Below are 18,880 nucleotides of genomic sequence, written 5' to 3' on the forward strand. Positions count from 1 at the left end.
ATTATGGCAGCTTTGCCAGCAATAGCCCCAGCGCTGCAAAACTGGCGATTACTATAAGTATTGGCGGCTTATACTGGCGCAACACCCATAACCCGATAATGGCAAAAAGGCCATACCACCATTGGCTTAAGCCTGCGGGGATGATCGGGTTGTATAAAGCGGCAGCAATAAAGCCCACCACTGCAGCATTAATGGCTTTGCTTACCCCAGCAACGAGTGGGTTGCTCAATAACGACTGCCAGTGGCGATGAAAGCCGATAACCAACAAAAAACCGGGCGTAAAAATGGCTAAGGTGGCTAAGGTAGCACCTAGCAAAGGCGCATGCGGTGTCATGATAGCACCAAGGTACGTAGCAAAGGTAAACATCGGCCCAGGAATAGCCTGAGCGGCTGCATAGCCGGATAAAAATGCATCGCTGTCAACATCCGTTAGAATAGTGTCTAACAGCGGTAACACCACATGGCCGCCGCCAAATACCAAAGATCCCGCTTGATAAAACTGCCCAGCCAGTTGCCAATAGCCAGAAGCCGCGCTAAAGGTAAGTAAAAACAGCACTGAAAAGAGCAGTAAAGCCGGCCAGTTAAGTCGTGTAGGCGACTCCGACTCGGCGCACTCCATCGGTTTTAATAACCAAGCACCGGTTACGCTTGCTACGGCTAAAATGGCCAGTTGCGTGTAAAGGGAAGGAAGAAAAATAAGTGCCAAGGCACTGAGCAATGCTAACGCTTTTGTTTGCCAGTTAGGGCAAAAGCTTTTAGTCATCGTTATCAGTGCATCAGTAACAATGACGACAGCGAAAAGCTTTAGGCCAATGATCAACCCAGACAGCCCCCAGCCTAATTGCTGCGCGCCAACAGCCAATAACACCATAATCAACATTGAGGGCAAGGTGAAGCCAACAAAAGCAACGATGCCACCAAGCACGCCCGCATGTTGTAAGCCAATTGCGAAGCCTACCTGCGAGCTGCCGGGACCTGGTAATAGCTGGCTGAGCGAGATCAAGTGCCCGTACTGCTGCTGTGATAACCATTGCTTGTTTTCAACGAAGTGGCGTTGAAAGTAACCTAAATGTGCTGCTGGGCCACCAAAGCTAGTGCAGCCGAGGAGGAAAAACTGGTAAAATAACGATAAAAGTTTCATCGCTAAACTATACTTCGATTAGTTGTCATTAATATGACAGTACAGGCACAGCGGTGTTAGTTGCAAGGGGCACAGGTGGTAGTAAGAGCACGCGTCTTTTTTTTGCTGATAGTTACGTTGGTATATTCGCTTTGTGCCGGTGCTCGCACGGTTGTTAGTGTGGCCGTCGATCATGCGCCGCCGTATAGCAATACCGAATCGAGCGCACCTAAAGGGCTGATTATTGATATCCTGCGTCCGATAGCACAAGAGCTAAACTTCGATATCAACGTAATTGCATGCCCGTTTTCTCGCTGTGTTTACTTACTCACTCATAATGAAGTCGATATAATGGGCGGGCTAATACGCACCCCAGCCCGTGAACAACAACTGCAGTTTGTCACGCCAGCTTACATGGCATTGCACTCATCATTTAGCTTTTATTCGCTAAAGACACCCAACTTTAACATCGAGCACTACAACGACTTGTATGGGAAACGTATTGCGGTGATGCGCGGAGCGGCGCACTTTGCGCGCTTTGACAATGATGAAAAGCTGATAAAAGTACCAGTGACGTCAGAGCAAATCGCTTTAGATATGTTACTTAAAGACCGCGTAGACCTGTTTATTGGCGTTGAAGCGACGGCAGAACATGCCATGGGCGTACTGCAACGTCCGGCACATCAACTTATGAAGCACCCATATAGGTACCAAGACGCCATTTATGGTCATATGGCGTTTGCATCGCGTTTTGCTGGTAGCACACTGGCTGAGAAAATTAATCAGCAGTACCAGAAAATGCTTAACAGTGGCGAGTTAAGTGCGTTGGTCAAACCTTATGCGCTACCTCCAGTGATGCCTCAAAACGGAATTAATTAGCACGGTTTTAACCTCTAGTTCATTAATCTTTGCTAGTATCACCCGCATACTCAACTATTTAGGAATTCACAATGGTTAAACGTATGACTCGTTTTTCTACAGTGGCTACAGCAGTAGCGGTAACAGTGGTGTTGTCAGGTTGCCAAGCAACCAATACGCAAAAAGGTGCAGGTATCGGTGCCGGCATTGGCGCCGTACTAGGTAAAGCGACGGGCGACCATGACGACAAGCGTATTTTTATCGGCGCCGCCATTGGCGCCTTAGCGGGTGCTGCGGTAGGTGACTACATGGATAAGCAGGAGCAGGCTTTTCGAGATGAATTAGCGGGCTCGGGCGTGGAAGTGGTACGCGAGGGCGATAACATCCGTTTAGTGATGCCTTCAAATATTACCTTTGCCACCGATCAATCTTATATCTCTAGTGGTTTCCACCGTACTTTAGACGCAATTGCCAGTGTTATGAACAAGTACGAGAAAACCTACCTGAGCGTTCAAGGTCATACCGACAGCACCGGCGCAAGTGATTATAACCAACGTTTATCTGAGCAGCGTGCTCAGAGCGTTAAAAATTACTTGGTGAACAAGCAAATTTTAGCGGCGCGTGTGAGCACTCAAGGCTTTGGCGAAAGTCGCCCTGTTGCGGATAATTCCACGGCTAACGGTCGCGCCTTGAACCGTCGTGTAGAAATCCAAATCGTGCCTAACGTTAAGAACTAGATAACTGCGAAGGCTGATTAAATTGCAACTCGCATAGGCGCTGATACAGCGCCGATTGTTGCAATAATGTCGGGTGGTCACCAACGGCCACCACTTTACCTTGGTCCATGACCACGATGCGATCCGCATGCATCACCGTACTTAAACGATGGGCAATAATTAGCGTTGTGCGGGATTGCATGAGTCGGGTCAGCGCGGCTTGCACATGAAACTCACTTTCGGCGTCTAAAGCGCTGGTCGCTTCGTCTAAAAGTAAAATATTAGGGTCTTTTAAAATCGCACGAGCAATGGCAATGCGCTGTTTTTGCCCTCCCGATAGGCGCACCCCCCGCTCCCCCAAAAAACTACTGTAGCCATCAGGTAAGTCGTTTATAAATTCATGTGCATAGGCTTGCTTCGCGGCAGCGATAACTTGGGCTTGTGTGGCGTCTTCGCGCGCATATGCGATATTGTGATAAACATCGGCGCTAAACAGCACTGGATGCTGGGCCACCATGGCCATTTCGTCACGAAGCGCGTGTAAAGACAAAGTGCTAAGTTCTTTGTTGTGCAACTTAATTTGGCCACTGCTCACGTCATAGAAACGCTGTAACAACTCAAACAAGGTGCTTTTCCCCGCCCCCGAAGGGCCGACAATTGCAATGGTCTCGCCAGCGTTAATGGTTAGGTTAAATCCATCAAGGGCGGGTTTATCTGGTCGCGAGGGGTAGCAAAAACTCACCTCATTAAAAGCTAAGATGGCCGTTTCGCTTTGCTTGTTGTCAAAGCGGGCCGGATTAGTTGGGTCGATTATATCGCTGCGTACTTGCAGTAGTTCTACTAGGCGCTTAGCGGCCCCTGCTGCGCGTTGCAGTTCGCCATATATTTCCGCCACTGTGCCTACCGACATCGCCACCACCACAGCATAAAAAACAAAGGCTGCCAGCTCACCGCCTGTCATAGCGCCATTGAGAACATCCACGCCGCCGCTGTAGAGCATAAAACTGATCCCCGAGAAGGTGATAAAAATCACGAGGGCTATCAGGATGGCGCGCTGAAGTATTCGTCGTTTGGCGACTGAGAAAGCTTTATCTACTTCACCATTGAAAGCGTTTTGCTCCATCGCTTGGCGGTTAAAACTGTGAACAGTTTTGATGTTTTGCATGACCTCGCCAGCATAGGTGCTGATATCAGCGATAGCGTCTTGGGAGCTACTTGCTAACGTGCGTACACGGCGGCCGAATAACTTCATAGGTAAGAGCACCAGCGGTACACACAGCAGTACGATCAACGTCAGCTTCACATTGGTGATAAACAACATAATGATGCCGCCGACAAGCATCAACGCACTGCGCAGTGCCATGGATAAAGACGAGCCGACGATGCTTTGCAGTAAGGTGGTATCGGTGGTTAGGCGCGACATAATTTCGCCGCTGCGATTCTCTTCAAAGTAACTTGGGTGCAGGGAGACGATACGCGCGAACACCGCCTTGCGAATATCGTTACTAACGCGCTCACCTAGCCACGACATCATGTAAAAGCGGCAGAAAATTCCCACCGCCATGATCGCGATTAGGACAATAAGCACCATCACAGATTGTCGTAGCTGAGTAATTGAACCAGCAATAAAGCCGTCATCAATCACTTGCTTGAGCCCCTGTCCCAACGAGAGGTTAATACCTGCGGTCAGTAGTAGCGCTGCGAGGGCGGCGATAACCACCCACTTATAAGGCCACACAAATTTAAAAATAGGGTGGAGGTAGCGCAAAGCGCTTTTTTCGTTACCGGCTGTGTTCATATGCGTACTTTGCTGCGGATTAAGTGCTCAGTGTATCAAACCTGTGCACTGGCGCCATGGTTGCTATGATACCAACGTTGCGTTGTTGGTGGTTTTTCTATACAACTAGAGTACAAGGACTAACCAACAGGAAGCCACCATGCAAGCAACAGGAACTTTTACCGTTAAATTAAACCCGCAACAAAGTTATGCCACTGGGGTAGACGGTATTGATTTAGGAAGAATGTCGATAGATAAAACCTTTAGTGGTGAGCTCCACGGTATTAGTCAGGGTGAAATGCTCAGTGCCCGCACGCCAGTGCAAGGCTCCGCTGGTTATGTTGCCTTGGAGCAGGTCACTGGGACACTGGCTGACAAAAAAGGCAGCTTCGTACTCCAGCACTTCGGTACCATGAACCAAGGCAAAGATACATTGATCCTTGAGGTGGTGCCGGATTCAGGTAGCGGCGAATTGCGAGGCTTGAGCGGGAAAATGACCATCAATATGGACAATGGCGCTCACCATTACGTATTTGACTACCAGCTAGGTAGTACTAATGAGTAGTGAAACGATTTTACACAGCGCGCAATTTAACCCCAAAGTGAAACAATACTGGTTGGTCTTGTGGTTATTGGTTGCCACTGTGACCTTGTTTGGTATTGTTTTTATCCCCGTTATTGCCATTGTTGTGTGGCTCGTATCAGGGCGTATGTTGGCGGCCATGTCGGCAACCTTGAGTGAAAAAAAGCTGTTTGTTAAACGCGGTATTTTGGTGCGCACTGAAAAAACCATTCCCCTAGATAAAATTACCGATGTGGGGTTAACGCAAGGGCCATTGATGCGACTGTTTGGTATTCATCAATTGAGCTTTGAAACAGCGGGCCAGTCGGGTACCGGTGCGTTAGTGTCACTCATCGGAGTGGTGGATGCACAGCAGTTCCGTGAGGCCATTTTGGCACAAAAAGAGCGTTTAGCTGAGCACCAACAAACACAATCAGAGTCTATGTCACAACCTAGCGACCAAGCGCTGTTGGCACGCTTGGTCGAAGTTGTAGAACGGATTGATACGCGACTCAAGCATCTCGAGCAGCGTTCAGATTAACTTATCAGCTGACGACTACCGGCATTCACCGATAACTGCTTTGAACGTGTTGAAAGCACTTGGTAATTGCTGTCTTTTACCGTGTTGATGTAATGCCACTGCGCCTGTGCCTGCTCGGCGGTGAACGTCACCGTAAGATAACCCCGATCCACTAAGTTATTATAGGTAAGGTCGTCAATCAGCAAGGTGATCACCTGCTCTATTTGTGCTACTGCCTGCGGATCCTGAGTGTTCAGGGATAAATAACTTTCAAGTCCGGGGGAAGAAACCGAAGCGGTGGCAAACTCAACGCCAGCCGCTTGGTTAGCAGCAATGGGATTAGTGGCGTCGGTTCGCAATTGACCTGCCCAACCATTATGGGTATCACCAGCAAGTACAACTAAATCCTTTTGCGCAGCTACGGCGCTGGCGAGCAACATCTCGCGCTCATAAGCGTAACCGTCCCAGGCATCAAGGTTGTAGGGTACTTTGGTTTCTACCCGGGCGCGCTCGTTGGCACTGACAGTGGGATCCTCAGCTAGTATGCGTGTTTTTATTTGCGCCAACTCAGCGAACAATGCATTGGCTTGGGTGAGCAGGGCGCTTGTATCTTCGCCACTAGCCAAGGCTACTTGCAGGCTCCCGAGCAGCTGTAATACTTCCACCGGCATATGCATCTTCGTCATCAGTACCTGCTGTGCGAGTACTTGCCATTGGCAGTCAGAGGTCATAATGCCATCTTGTAGCCAAGTTAATTGCTCGCTACCTAAAAGAGCCCGTGATGAGGAGCTAATAGCACTGGCAAACTGCGCTTGTCCTGGGGCGCTAGTAAGGTCAAAATCAGCAAAGCTAAGTTGCTCATCGCGGGCCAGTACGCGGGTATCCAGCATGTACAAAGACACTAGGTTAGCAAAATCAAAACGACGATAAATACGCTCTTTGTCGGCCACATTACGTATGGGCATCCATTCGAAGTAAGCTTGTAAGGCATAAAGCTTACGTTGAGTGAAATCCCCTTCGTCCTCATTATGATTTTGGGCACCGTCACGCCAGGTATCATTGGTTATTTCATGGTCGTCCCACACCACAATAAATGGACAATGGCTATGCGCTGCTTGCAGGTCGGTATCTGTGCGGTAGTGTGCATAACGTTTACGGTAATCTTCAAGCGATAACATTTCTGTGCTGTTATCTTGCGGTAGTAGGCGCCCAAGGGCCGCTGCATCGGCAGTGGCATAGCCGTCATTACCGTACTCATAGAGGTAATCGCCAAGATGTAATACCGCGTCTAAGTCGGGTTGTTTGGCAACCTCGCCATATACATGAAAATAGCCTGCAGGGTAGTTTGCGCATGAAAGCACGGCGAACTTTACTTGCTCGATATTGCCTGTTGGCAGCGTTTTCCCTTTACCCGTCGGGGAGGTTTTACCATATGCCTTAAAGCGGTAGTAGTACTGAGTGTTCGCATCGAGACCTTGTAAGTCCACTTTAAGTGTAAAGTCACTGTCGGCACTTACCTGCGCCTCGCCATCATGGCTGATGTTGATAAACTCGGGATCGGTCGCCGCCTGCCATTGCACTTTGAGGCTGCTAACTGGCTGTTGCGGTGTTACTCGAGTCCAAATAATGAGGGCATCGCTGAGTGGGTCGCCGCTGGCGACACCATGATCAAAGCTCACATCGACGCTATCGTCATCGTCACTATCGAATACACAGCCACTGAGGCCGAGCGATAAAACGGCAGCACCAAACCCGGCTGCCGATGCCTTTAAAAAACTTCTCCGCGTTAACGTCATTACTCTGTACCCATTAACCTAAAAATACAGAGCATATCGGAGTCATGTTACTGTTAGGTTAAAACACCTGACAAATATGATCGGCCTTACAGGTTATGACGGTGACATTTTTGTAGCCAACGCGCGTGAGCTGCTCGGCACTTAGTGTCGCCCGCGCACTGCTCGCACAGTGTAAGTAGATAGGGCGGTTGGCGTCTTTTTCAATTTCCATCAGCTTCATTTCCAGTAGCCCCCGAGGAATATTAATAGCACCAGTGGCGGCTTTGGTTGCATGCTCGGCGGGTTCGCGCACATCAATCAATAAGCCATGATTATCACTTAGCTCAGCTTTCGCTTGCTCGGCGCTAATGCGTCGTTGATTAGGGGTGATGGTTTTCAGTAAATCTGGGATTGGGGTCAGCATATTATTCCTCCATGCCTAGCTTTTTTAATATATACATCATAGGACACCAACCGCTAAATGCTGATTGGATGAGATTAAGAGCAATAAATACAGTAAAAAATAGCCAGTTAGAGTCGACGAAATGTGCCATCAGTAAGGATATCAGGACCATAACGCCAGCAATCAGTCGCAGCGCAGCAGATATATTCATAGCAATACACCTTGTTAGAGATGAGAGACTACATTCAGTATATTAGGAAAATCTAAATTAGCAACAATTAATATTAGACAAGGCTAATATTCCTTTCTATACTTCTGCCATTCTCAGTTCACAACAAGAGCGACACGTGGATTTCAGTAAAATAGCCGACAGCGCTGAGCAGGCACAAAGCCTGCTGAAGATTCTGGCAAATAAAAACCGTCTAATGATCCTATGCAGTTTGCAGCAGGGTGAACTCAGCGTATCTCAGCTCAATGATGCAGTGCCGTTAAGTCAGTCGGCATTATCACAGCACCTCGCTGTATTGCGTAACGAAAACATGGTGACCACGCGGCGTGAGAGTCAGACCATTTACTACCAGTTGTGTGATGATAACGCTAAGGCCATTTTGCAGACTTTATACACGCTATTTTGTCAGGAGTAGGCTGTGAACGCCTTGGATAAAACAGTAAAAGCGAGTTTGAACGGCCCTTTTGCGCTGGTGGTTTTCATTGTGGCCTTGGTGCTTGGCGCTTTGGCCTTAAGCTATACCCCGCGTGAGGAAGAGCCACAGATCACCGTGCCTATGCTTGATATCACGGTGGCCGTGCCCGGTATTGAAGCGCCACAAGTCGAACGGCTGGTGACCATCAAACTAGAGAAGCTGCTGGCGCAAATTCCAGGGGTTGAACACATCTATTCCACCACGGCTAATGAGCAATTAGTGACCACACTGCGTTTCGAGGTGGGCCACTCCCGCGAGCAAGCTTTGATAGACACTTATGCAAAATTATATGCCTATCAAGACACCATGCCTCAGGTGGTTAAGCAGTGGCAGATTAAGCCCATATCGGTCGATGATGTGGCCATTGTGATGTTGGGCTTATACAGCGAGGCACCGCAGCTCTATAACGATTATGACCTCACCCGCATGGCGCAGGAGTTAGCCACCAATTTACAACGCTTGGCGGATACGAGCGAGGTAAAGGTGGTCGCTGGGCGTAAACGCAGCGCCTATATTTATCTCGATATCAGCGCGCTCAATGCCCATCAAACCACGGTACAAGATGCTCTCTATGCGCTGGAGGTCTCCAATCAGCTGCATGAAGTGGGTCGAGTCAACGATGCTCAAGGCTCATGGCGGGTGCATGTTCAGGCCGGTGATGCCTTACGTGACCAAGCGCAGCTCAGTGAGTTAGTGGTTAATGTTGTCAATGGTCAGGCAGTGCGCTTAGATAGCGTCGCCGAGATCACCGTCGGCCCCAGTGAGCCCAGTCATTACCAGTGGTTACAACACGGCGATCACCAGCAGCTGCCCTTAGTGACCTTGAGCGTGGCAAAGCAAGGGGGTAGTAATGCGGTGGCGGTTGCCGATGCGGTGCATCGTGAAATGGCGCGGTTGCAACAACAGCTGTTGCCGCCGGAAGTCAAAGTGGTGACGCTACGCGATTATGGCCAAACAGCGAATGACAAAGTCAATAACCTCGGCGCCAGCCTGGCTTTCGCCATTATTACCGTGGTGCTCTTTATCGGCGTGTTTCTAGGGTGGCGTCCAGCGATCGTGATCGCCTTGGCCTTGCCTATTTGCTATGGCCTCACCCTCACCCTAGATTGGACTTTTGGTTACACCATTAACCGCGTCACCTTGTTCGCGCTTATTTTAGCCTTGGGGCTATTAGTCGATGACCCAATCACCGGCATAGACAATATCAGTCGTTACCTTAATCGCTCTGGTGATCGAAAAGATAACATCGTCGCTGCCATCAGCGAAATCCGCACGCCGCTGTTGATGTCAACATTGACCATTATGGTTGCCTTCTTTCCACTTGCCTTTATTACCGGAATGATGGGCCCCTATATGGCACCCATGGCGTTTAACGTGCCAATCAGTGTCGCGCTATCGACGCTGGTGGCATTTTTCGTAACGCCATGGCTAGCTATGCGTATCCTCAAGCCAGAGCAAGGTCTGGCGCTCAGGGAGCCAAGCAAAGCGATGCAGAAATACACGCAATTGCTGGGTTATATCCTTAGCCAACCACGCAGAGCTAAATGGGTGCTGTATACGGTTTTAGCGTTATTTGTATTCAGCGCCAGCTTGCCGGTGATGCGTGCCGTGCCGCTGAAGTTACTGCCCTACGATAATAAAAGCGAGGTGCAGGTGCTTATCGATATGCCCGAGGGGACGGCATTGGAGCATACGGCGGCATTGACTCGTCAGGTTCAGCACAAGGTGTGGCAGCTTAATGAGGTCAAGGCCATTGCCGCGTACGTCGGCCAGCCCTCGAGTATGGACTTTAATGGCATGGTGCGAGGTTATTACCGCCGCGTTGGCGAGCATCAGGGGGAGTTACGAGTATTACTACACGATAAATCGCAACGCCAGCATCAGTCCCATGCCGTGGTGTTACGGCTGCGTGATAAGCTGGCCGAATTTAATCAAGACGGGATCACTATTAAAATGATTGAGGTGCCGCCCGGGCCTCCGGTGCTGAGTACTTTGGTCGCCGAGGTCTATGCCAAACCGTTTATTGATGCGCAACAGCACCGTGAGGCCGCACGCCAAGTGATGGCGCGGCTGCGCCAAGAGCCCCATGTTGTTGAAGTTGACAGCTCCATGGCCGCCGCGCAAACACAGCTGCGCTTTGTTACCAACACCAGCAAAGCGGCACTGTCGGCGGTAGCCAGCGCCGATATCGCCACGGCGCTAAGGGTGGCATTAAAAGGTCAGCAGGTCGGTCAACTTTATGTTGATGATGAAATCAACCCGCTGCCTATCGAGGTGACGCTGCCATATCGCCACCGTACGCAAACACATGTTGGCGCCCTGCAGGTGAAAGGTCAGCGCAATATTAGCCAAAGTAGCTCGGAGCTTGGTTTATCTAGCGCTCCTCAGCCTATGGTGGCGCTGTCCGAGTTGGGCGAGTTTAACTCATTAGCGCGACCCCAGCCCATTGTGCGCAAAGACTTACAACGGGTTATCTATGTTATGGCTGAGCTCAATGGCCGTACCCCGGCGGAAGTGATTGCCGATGTCAGTGCCGATAAGGGCGTGGCAGAATTGCAAAACACCCCTTGGCAGCAGCGTACTTTTGTTGATTCGGGTGGCACTCAAGCATGGCACCTTGGCGAGGGGATTGATGTATCTTTTAGCGGCGAAGGGGAGTGGCGCATCACAATTGATGTGTTTCGCGATATGGGCATTGCCTTTGCCTTTGCGTTGGCGGCCATTTTAGTGTTGTTGCGGGTGCAAACAAAATCCATGAGCTTGGCATTAATTATTATGTCGGCCATTCCGCTTACCATTATTGGGATTATGCCCGGCTTTTGGTTACTGAATCAATTGGGTGAGCGCGCTATTGCCGGCGCGCCGGAGCCGGTGTTATTTACCGCCACGGCGATGATTGGCATGATTGCCCTGGCCGGTATCGTCATACGTAATTCACTGATCCTCGTGGAGTTTATTGAACAATCACGACGCCAAGGTGAAGCCATTAAAACGGCGCTTATTAACGCTGTGCAGGTACGTATGCGACCAGTGCTGTTAACCGCTGGGACCACCCTGCTGGGCAATATAATGATCATTTTTGATCCCGTCTTTAGCGGTCTCGCAATCGCGATTATTTTCGGCATTCTCGCCTCAACCCTATTCACTTTGCTGGTCGTGCCTTTGGTGTATTACCTGGTCTTTGCAAAAGAGGAAGCAAACAATGCGAACTAAGTTAACAGCGGCGCTCGTCATAGCTATTTTAGCCGCCGTAATAGTGTGGTTTTCTGGGGTGCTTACTCAGCATATTGCGCCAGGAGTTAAAACCGATGAACAATCATACCGAGGCGCCACCCATCAGGTTGAGCTTAGTGCCATAAATGTGGCAGAAGTGGTGCCAGGACAGGTTATTGCCAAGCAAAATACCCAAGTTTCAGCACGGGTATTAGCACAGATTGAGCGCTTTTTAGTGCGAGCAGGCGACACCGTAAAGCAAGGACAAGTGGTGATTGAGCTTGATAAACAGGCGCTACAAAGCCAAGTGCAGCAAGCCCAAGCGCAAGTAAATGCATTGCAAGCGTCATTGACGCAGGCCAGTAAACAGCTTCGCCGTGCTAACGAGCTATTTGCACAAGGGTTGATTTCGCAAAACGATATTGATGTAGCTACCGCCAACCATGACAACCTCAAAGCCAGTGTTGAGCAGGCCCAGCAAGCGTTGCAACAAGCGCAGATTGCCTTACAGTACGCCACCATTAAAGCACCTATTGCTGGACGCGTGGTCGAGCGTTTCGCTGAGCCGGGTGATACCGCGAGCCCAGGGCAGGCGCTACTGGCCATTTACAACCCGCAGCAACTACAGCTTGAGTTTGCGGTACGTGAAGGCCAGGCATTAACCTTGGATATTGGCACACAGCGACGAGTTTCAATTGCTTCGTTGGCGCTACACGCAGACGTGCCGTTGGTGGAGGTGGTCCCCGCAGCGGACAGTGGTTCGCGCTCACTGTTGATGCGCTTTGCGGCGCCACAAAGTGCGAAGCTGCTGCCAGGCTTGTATGCGCAGTTGGAGCTGCCAGCGTCTTCACGCCAAGGAGTGCTGGTGGCCCGCGAGTGGGTGCACCAACACGGTCAGCTGGACATGGTCATGGTGGTAAAGCAAGGGCAATTGCAGCGCCGCTATGTTCGTTTGGGGCAAGTTGTTGATAAGCAGGTCGAGGTGCTTTCAGGGCTGAGCCCCGGTGAGATAATAGCCACCGAAGCGCAGCCCGCAGCGCTATAAAAATGTTGCTATCTCAGTCAGCGATTTTTTCTGTAAAGCGTGGTTGGGCACCGTGGCATCGTCACTTGGGTAGCCGACCACGATAAGCATATAGGGACGTTCATTGTCTTTGTTACGGCCGCAAATTTCGCTCAGGAAGCTCATCGGCTTGGGAGTGTGCGTGAGGGTGGCTAGCCCGGCGCGATGTAAGCCTTGAATTAAAAAGCCTGTGGCGAGCCCAACAGACTCGTGAACATAATAATTGGGTTGCTGCTCATCGGTGTGTAAACCGCCTTTTTTCTGGCTAAATACCGCGATTAACCAAGGCGCATGTTGTAAATATGGCTTTTGCGCATCGGTGCCCAAAGGTTTGAGTGCATCTAGCCACTGCTGCCCAGCGCGGCCCTCATAAAACGAGCGCTCTAACTGCTCTGCTTGCTCGCGAATTTGCTTTTTTACGGCTTCGGAATTGATAGCGACAAAGTGCCAGGGTTGGTGGTTAGCTCCACTCGGCGCTGTGCCTGCCGCCTGAATGCAGGTTTCGATAATGCGTTTATCAACCGCACGGTCGCTAAAACTACGAATACTGTGGCGACGTTTGGCGGTGTCTAAAAACTCCTGCGCACGCGTCAGCATTTGCGCGGCAGGGTACTCAATAAAGTCGGTTAACGGGGTATGTTGGTGGGGCTGCATAGTGTACTCGCTCAATGGTGGTGGTGATTTTAGCCTAGGTCCGAATGGTATTTCTGTCTACATCATATTTACTTACATATTAACGTCGCGTTCATCTTTGTACCCGCTTTCCCCTGTGGTATAACCCTAGGCACTAATAATAAATATAAAAAGGAATACCCCGTGCTTTCGATTCAAGGCCTTACCAAAACATATGGCAATGGCGTGCAAGCGCTCAAAGGAGTGAATTTAACAATCCCTAAAGGCATGTTTGGGCTCCTTGGGCCGAACGGTGCCGGAAAATCATCATTGATGCGCACCATTGCAACCTTACAAACAGCGGATAGCGGCACCATCGAATTTGATGGACTGGATGTATTTAAACAGCCGCAGGAAGTGCGCCGCCGCCTGGGTTATCTGCCACAAGATTTTGGCGTCTATCCCCGAGTTAGTGCAGCAGATTTGCTCGATCATATGGCGATATTAAAAGGTTTAGACAACGCCAAAGAGCGTAAAGAAGTGGTCGATGGCCTACTTGCACACACCAATTTGTATGAGCATAAACTGAAAGCAGTGAGTGGTTTTTCAGGAGGCATGCGCCAACGCTTTGGCATTGCTCAAGCGCTGCTTGGCGACCCTGACCTACTGATAGTCGATGAGCCGACTGCGGGCTTAGACCCTGAAGAGCGGAATCGCTTTCACAACCTATTAGTTAGTTTGGGTGAGCAAAAAGTGGTGATCTTATCAACGCACATCGTTGATGATGTCAGTGAGCTATGCCCTAACATGGCGGTGCTAGCGGGTGGTGAAATTCTCTTGCAAGGCAACCCTATCGATTTGACCCATCAGCTTAATGGCCAGATTTGGCGTAAAGAAGTGGCCAATCAGCAGCAGGCGTTAGAGCTTGAGCAGCACCTACCGGTGATTTCTAAACGCTTGTTTGCTGGCAATACTATTTTGCATGTATTTGCCGATGCGCCGCCGGAAGGATTTGAGGCCGTGCCCAGTAACTTAGAAGACGTGTATTTCTCGACTTTATACCAGCAACGTGCAGCGGCACAGGCGTAGGAGGGCATATGTTACTTAAAATGCTCACCTTTGAGCTGCGCTATTTTTTGCGCCAGCCATCTTTTTACGTTTGTAGTTTATTGTTTTTCCTACTTTCGTTTGCCATGACCATGAGCGATAACCTCCCGTTGTGGGGTTCTAACGTGCATCTCAACGGCCCATTTGTGAATGCGTTTGTGCAAGTTGTGGCGTTGAATTTCGTGCTTTTTGCGGTGGTGAACTTTGTCGCTTCATCCAGCTTACGCAACGATACTGAAAACATGCTAGAGCTGGTGTACACCAAGCCCTTTAATAAGCAGGCTTACACCTTGGGTCACTTTTTAGGCTCTTTTGTGGTGACTGCGGTGGTAATGCTGTTTGTACCTTTAGGTGTGTTTGCGGGGAGCGCTTTTGGCGTCATGCTTGGTTGGTCGCCAGCCGAGCTGCTGGGCGAGCAGCATTTATCTCACTACCTGCAGCCTTATCTGGTTCTCGCTTTGCCCACCTTGTTTGTGATTGCGGTGTTTTGTCATGTAGCGGCGCTGCGTTTTCGTACCATGATGGCTGTATATATTGCCGCCGTGATTCTATTTCTCACTTATTCGACCCTTTCGGTGTATTTTGAAGAGCCGTCGGTACGGGTGTGGGCGGCATTATTAGATCCCTTTGGTTATGGTGCATTTGCAGATGTAACGCGTTATTGGACCACGGTTGAGAAGAATGAACTGTTATTACCTTTTTCCAGCTACCTGCTGTATAACCGCGTGCTATGGCTCGCTGTCGCAGGAGTCGTGTTTGCGCTGCTAGGACTCAAAAGTGGTTATCAGAGCCAAGGTAAAGATAAAAAGCGCCCAGGTGTATCGCAATCAATGCGTAAGCGCGCGCAACAAGCATTAGCCAACAATATCTCGGTGCGAGTACAGAGCATTAATACCCGCAGTCAGTTTATGATGCGCACCCGTTTTGAGTTTGCTCAGGTATTAATGAGCCCAGCGTTTTTGATTTTAGCGACCATCACGCTGTTTATGCTGATTGCTCCGCTACTCGCACCAGGGGTCAGCTATGGCGTATCCAACTGGCCGCTGACACAAACTATGGTTCCGCTTATTCAAGGGGCCATGGGCGTGTTGATGGTCATTGTGTTGGTGTACTACTCTGCTGAAGTGGTATGGCGCGAACGCAACTCAAAGTTTGGCGATATTATCGATTCTTACCCAGCACATAACTTAGTGTTTTGGGGCTCGAAGTTAACCGCTGTGACCGCTGTATTAGTGATGTTATATGTAGTGGGGATGGCGCTCACTATTAGTTATCAGCTGATCAAAGGCCACTTTAATATCGAACTGGGTCAATACTTATTCCGCTTGGGTTACTTAACCTTAGTGCCTTTATTTATGACCACAGTGTTGGCCTTCTTCTTCCAAGTGATCAGCCCCAATAAATATGTGGGCATGGTACTGTTTATTGTCTATTACGCCGTAAGCCTGATCCTTAACAACTATGGCTTTAGTCACAACATGTATGACTTTGCCGGCTCCCCAGCTGCTCCTTATTCTGATCTGAATACTTACGGTCACTTTCTTAATGCAATGCATTGGTACAATGTGTATTGGTTAGGTATGACCTTAGCTTTGGCAGCGTTAGGCTACGGCTTATGGCACCGAGGTCCGCAACAAAGCCTATTGGCGCGTATACGACTGCTCAGTTATAACTTAGGCGGTAAAGGGCAAGTATTGGCAGCCTGTGGGTTAGTGATGTTTGTCGCCAGCGGCGCGTGGATATACCACAACACGCGGGGACTGAACGAATTTCACACCAAAGACGATATTCAAGCTCTGCAGGTGCAATACGAAAAGCAGTTGGGCCAATATAAAGAAGCGCCTGTGCCTATGTTAACTAAGGTGGATATTACCGCTGATATCTATCCGCAGCGCCGACGTATTGAAGCACAAGCCGATATCACGTTCACCAACCCAACTGAGCAAGTGATTGAACGTTTCTTGGTGAGTAAACCGCAGTACAGTGAACAATGGCAGGTGCAACTAGAAGGCGGTGCCTTAGGTGAAAAGATTGATGACTTAAACACTTGGTGGTTTGAGTTCGAAAAACCTATGCAGCCAGGGGAGGTGCGTCAAGGCACTTTAACTGTGGTACGTGCCCACCAAGGCTTTAAAGATAGCGGCTTTGATACCAGCTTGGTTGAAAATGGCACCTTTATTAATAACGCGGAACTATTACCGGTATTTGGCTATCGCCTTGATTACCAGCTATGGGATCGCAACGAGCGTCGCAAACGTGATTTACCCGAGCTTGAGCGTGCCAATGACCTCGAGGATAGTCGCTATTATGGGCAAAATTTCTTTGGTGCCAACGTCGGTTTTATTGATTTCAGCGCCACGGTGAGCACTGATATTGACCAATTTGCTATCGCCCCAGGTTATTTGCAAAGTGAGCAAGTAGATGAAGAACGCGGACGCCGGACTTATCGCTATGAGATGGATGCGCCTATGGTGGACTTCTACAATATTATGTCGGCCCGCTTAGAGGTGAAGAAAGAGCGTTACAAAGGCATCAATATTGAAGTTTATTATCATCGTGACCACCCGTGGAATGTCGATACGATGATCCAGTCTACTAAGGACTCTATCGATTATTTCACCAAGGAGTTTGGTCCTTACCAGCATAAACAGCTACGAATCCTCGAGTTCCCAGGTTACCGTGGCTTTGCGCAGAGCTTCGCAAACACCGTTCCTTATTCTGAACGTATTGGCTTCATCACCGATTTGCGAGACCCAGATGATATTAACCTGCCTTATTATGTAACCGCTCACGAGGTTGCGCACCAGTGGTGGGGGCACCAAGTTGGTGCCGCCAATGTGCAGGGGTCGGCGGTCATATCTGAAACCTTATCTCAGTACAGTGCACTGCAAGTGATGGCGGAAAAATATGGCGAGCAGAAGCTGCGTAAATTCCTCAAGTATGAGTTAGATCGCTATTTGCAGGGGCGCACCATGGAAAGTTATCGCGAGATGCCGTTATACCGCTCTGAAAATCAGCAATATTTGCACTATCGTAAAGGCTCGGTGGTGATGATGGCGATTGCTGATAGGTTAGGCGATAAGCGCACCAACACGGCATTGCGGCACTTTTTACAGGAGTTTAAGTACCAAACGAACCCTTACCCCACAACTCTTGACCTGTTGCGTCACCTCAAAGCGCAAGCGAATGAGCAAGAGCAGGCCTTTATTGATGATCAGTTTAAACGCATCACTTTGTATGAGCTAGCGCTAGAAGATGTAGTCGTGAGTGAAACAAATGAGCAAAGCGGTAAGTTTAAAGTGACCTTGAGCATTGATGCCAAAAAAGTATATGCCAATGGTGAGGGGGTCGAGACAGAAGAGCCCATGCAGCAGCTGGTGGATATCGGCTTGTTCCACTTTGACCCTGAACAGTTAAGTGCCAACGATTCAGTGATTTACTTACAAAAGCATGAGCTGGTCTCAGGCGCCAATACACTAGAGCTGTACGTTGATGAGCGGCCAAGTTTTGCAGGTGTCGACCCACTCATTAAATTAGTCGATCGTGATAGCGCTAATAACGTGAAAAAGCTATAAGCTTAACGACACCAATATCGGGTTATGATCTGAGCTCTCGCGTGCCAACGCTTGAGCTCTTTTTATTTTTACCCCTCGGGTCCACACTTGATCCAAAGCGTAGCCAAAAAAACGCGTGCGCTGGTCAGGGGATAAGGTCACCGGTGCTAACTGCAAAGGAGTTAATAGCTGCTGTACTAATTGTTGACGGGAGTGGCTCCAGGTATTGAAATCGCCAGCAAAAATAACAGGCCCGTTATGCTGAGCAATGAGAAGGGTTAAGGTTTTTAGTTGGCGTTGATAGTCTTCGGTGCCCCAGGTAAAGTTGATACCGTGGAGGTTCACTACAAGTAAACTGCCCCCCTGCGCTAGCGCATAACGGCTTATACTTGATGCCTTCGGTGTTCGCAGCCAGGGTTCGCGTTGGTAAAAGCGACAATAGAGCTGCGGCTGAAAATCACTGAGCAATAAGGTACCGGTTTGTTTTGACCACCCCCGGAAGCCGGGGGAAAAGCGTGCATAAGGCTTAACAGCAAAGAGTTGTTGGTCGCGAAACGCCTCCTGTAAAAGCACAAAGTCAACGCCCTGAGACAGTGCTCTTAAATCCGGTAGTAGTTGTTCATGTTGTGCTTTATAAATATTCCAACTGAGGACTTCAATACGCTGTGGTAGGACGTCAGTGTGCGTAGTGATTGGTTTTCTGAGTTGCTGCGCGCATTGCCGTGGCGTTGAGACAATGCCCTGGATGTCTTCACTGGCAGCTGGTAACACCCACTGTTGCCAAAGTAAAAATGCGCTGTAAAACACCAAATATAAACTGATCACGACAATGATGTACCTTGAAGGGCTGCCAATGGGCTGTGCTATAGTGGCAAAAAAATATCAGGTTGCAAAGT

The 18,880-nt window shown here is 49.4% G+C and carries 16 protein-coding genes; 9 read left to right on the plus strand and 7 right to left on the minus strand.

Annotated elements, in window-relative coordinates; translation table 11 throughout:
• Position 1: 1 nt before the first annotated feature.
• Positions 2-1,141, minus strand: a complete 1,140-nt coding sequence (chrA, locus tag FIU82_RS00670; RefSeq protein ID WP_138510112.1) for a chromate efflux transporter — start codon at positions 1,139-1,141, stop codon at positions 2-4.
• Between the two features lie 159 nt (positions 1,142-1,300).
• Here chrA and FIU82_RS00675 point away from each other — a divergent pair, with 159 nt between their 5' ends.
• Complete coding sequence (locus tag FIU82_RS00675; RefSeq protein WP_238319694.1) at positions 1,301-1,999, plus strand: ABC transporter substrate-binding protein; 699 nt, start codon at positions 1,301-1,303, stop codon at positions 1,997-1,999.
• Between the two features lie 83 nt (positions 2,000-2,082).
• Entirely contained in the window at positions 2,083-2,715 is a 633-nt protein-coding gene (locus tag FIU82_RS00680) for an OmpA family protein (RefSeq protein ID WP_045980297.1), read from the plus strand.
• Here FIU82_RS00680 and FIU82_RS00685 read toward each other — a convergent pair.
• The gene (locus FIU82_RS00685; RefSeq protein ID WP_138510116.1) at positions 2,705-4,492 is read right to left on the minus strand and encodes an ABC transporter transmembrane domain-containing protein; all 1,788 of its coding nucleotides are present in this window, start codon (positions 4,490-4,492) and stop codon (positions 2,705-2,707) included. The two genes, FIU82_RS00680 and FIU82_RS00685, sit on opposite strands and share 11 nt — an antisense overlap.
• Before the next feature lie 139 nt (positions 4,493-4,631).
• Between FIU82_RS00685 and FIU82_RS00690 the strand changes: the two genes are divergently transcribed.
• Both FIU82_RS00690 and FIU82_RS00695 read left to right on the plus strand, forming a co-directional pair.
• A complete protein-coding gene (locus FIU82_RS00690) occupies positions 4,632-5,036 on the plus strand; it encodes a DUF3224 domain-containing protein (RefSeq protein WP_022943926.1) in 405 nt (134 codons plus the stop codon).
• On the plus strand, positions 5,029-5,574 hold the full coding sequence (locus tag FIU82_RS00695) for a PH domain-containing protein (RefSeq protein ID WP_022943927.1): 546 nt from the start codon (positions 5,029-5,031) through the stop codon (positions 5,572-5,574). The genes FIU82_RS00690 and FIU82_RS00695 overlap by 8 nt, the downstream gene beginning before the upstream one ends.
• Here the strand turns inward: FIU82_RS00695 and FIU82_RS00700 are convergent.
• Genes FIU82_RS00700 through FIU82_RS00710 form a run of 3 tightly spaced genes read right to left on the minus strand, consistent with a single transcriptional unit; the run spans position 5,571 to position 7,942 of the window.
• Positions 5,571-7,349 (minus strand): alkaline phosphatase, encoded by a 1,779-nt coding sequence (locus tag FIU82_RS00700; RefSeq protein WP_152440097.1) that lies wholly within the window; start codon positions 7,347-7,349, stop codon positions 5,571-5,573. The genes FIU82_RS00695 and FIU82_RS00700 overlap by 4 nt on opposite strands.
• A 58-nt stretch (positions 7,350-7,407) precedes the next feature.
• Positions 7,408-7,752: a rhodanese-like domain-containing protein gene (locus FIU82_RS00705; protein ID WP_138510120.1), complete on the minus strand. Its 345-nt coding sequence runs from the start codon at positions 7,750-7,752 to the stop codon at positions 7,408-7,410.
• A gap of 1 nt (position 7,753) precedes the next feature.
• Entirely contained in the window at positions 7,754-7,942 is a 189-nt protein-coding gene (locus FIU82_RS00710) for a DUF2892 domain-containing protein (protein WP_138510122.1), read from the minus strand.
• Positions 7,943-8,078: 136 nt separating this feature from the next.
• Here FIU82_RS00710 and FIU82_RS00715 point away from each other — a divergent pair, with 136 nt between their 5' ends.
• Genes FIU82_RS00715 through FIU82_RS00725 form a run of 3 tightly spaced genes read left to right on the plus strand, consistent with a single transcriptional unit; the run spans position 8,079 to position 12,693 of the window.
• Entirely contained in the window at positions 8,079-8,375 is a 297-nt protein-coding gene (locus tag FIU82_RS00715) for a helix-turn-helix transcriptional regulator (RefSeq protein WP_022943931.1), read from the plus strand.
• Positions 8,376-8,378: 3 nt separating this feature from the next.
• A complete protein-coding gene (locus FIU82_RS00720; RefSeq protein ID WP_152440098.1) occupies positions 8,379-11,648 on the plus strand; it encodes an efflux RND transporter permease subunit in 3,270 nt (1,089 codons plus the stop codon).
• Positions 11,638-12,693, plus strand: coding sequence for an efflux RND transporter periplasmic adaptor subunit (locus tag FIU82_RS00725; protein ID WP_152440099.1), 1,056 nt, complete (start codon positions 11,638-11,640; stop codon positions 12,691-12,693). Before FIU82_RS00720 ends, FIU82_RS00725 begins: the two co-directional genes overlap by 11 nt.
• On the opposite strand, the gene FIU82_RS00730 is transcribed toward FIU82_RS00725, so the two are convergent.
• The gene (locus FIU82_RS00730; RefSeq protein ID WP_138547912.1) at positions 12,688-13,365 is read right to left on the minus strand and encodes a nitroreductase family protein; all 678 of its coding nucleotides are present in this window, start codon (positions 13,363-13,365) and stop codon (positions 12,688-12,690) included. The two genes, FIU82_RS00725 and FIU82_RS00730, sit on opposite strands and share 6 nt — an antisense overlap.
• 162 nt (positions 13,366-13,527) lie before the next feature.
• On the opposite strand from FIU82_RS00730, the gene FIU82_RS00735 reads away from it, so the two are divergent.
• A complete protein-coding gene (locus tag FIU82_RS00735) occupies positions 13,528-14,412 on the plus strand; it encodes an ABC transporter ATP-binding protein (protein WP_022943935.1) in 885 nt (294 codons plus the stop codon).
• Positions 14,413-14,420: 8 nt separating this feature from the next.
• Entirely contained in the window at positions 14,421-18,005 is a 3,585-nt protein-coding gene (locus tag FIU82_RS00740; protein ID WP_152440100.1) for a M1 family aminopeptidase, read from the plus strand.
• Here the strand turns inward: FIU82_RS00740 and FIU82_RS00745 are convergent.
• Entirely contained in the window at positions 18,000-18,809 is an 810-nt protein-coding gene (locus FIU82_RS00745) for an endonuclease/exonuclease/phosphatase family protein (RefSeq protein WP_172972687.1), read from the minus strand. The two genes, FIU82_RS00740 and FIU82_RS00745, sit on opposite strands and share 6 nt — an antisense overlap.
• Positions 18,810-18,880 lie beyond the last annotated feature (71 nt).

Source organism: Pseudoalteromonas sp. THAF3 (genome assembly GCF_009363775.1).
GTDB lineage: Bacteria > Pseudomonadota > Gammaproteobacteria > Enterobacterales > Alteromonadaceae > Pseudoalteromonas > Pseudoalteromonas ruthenica.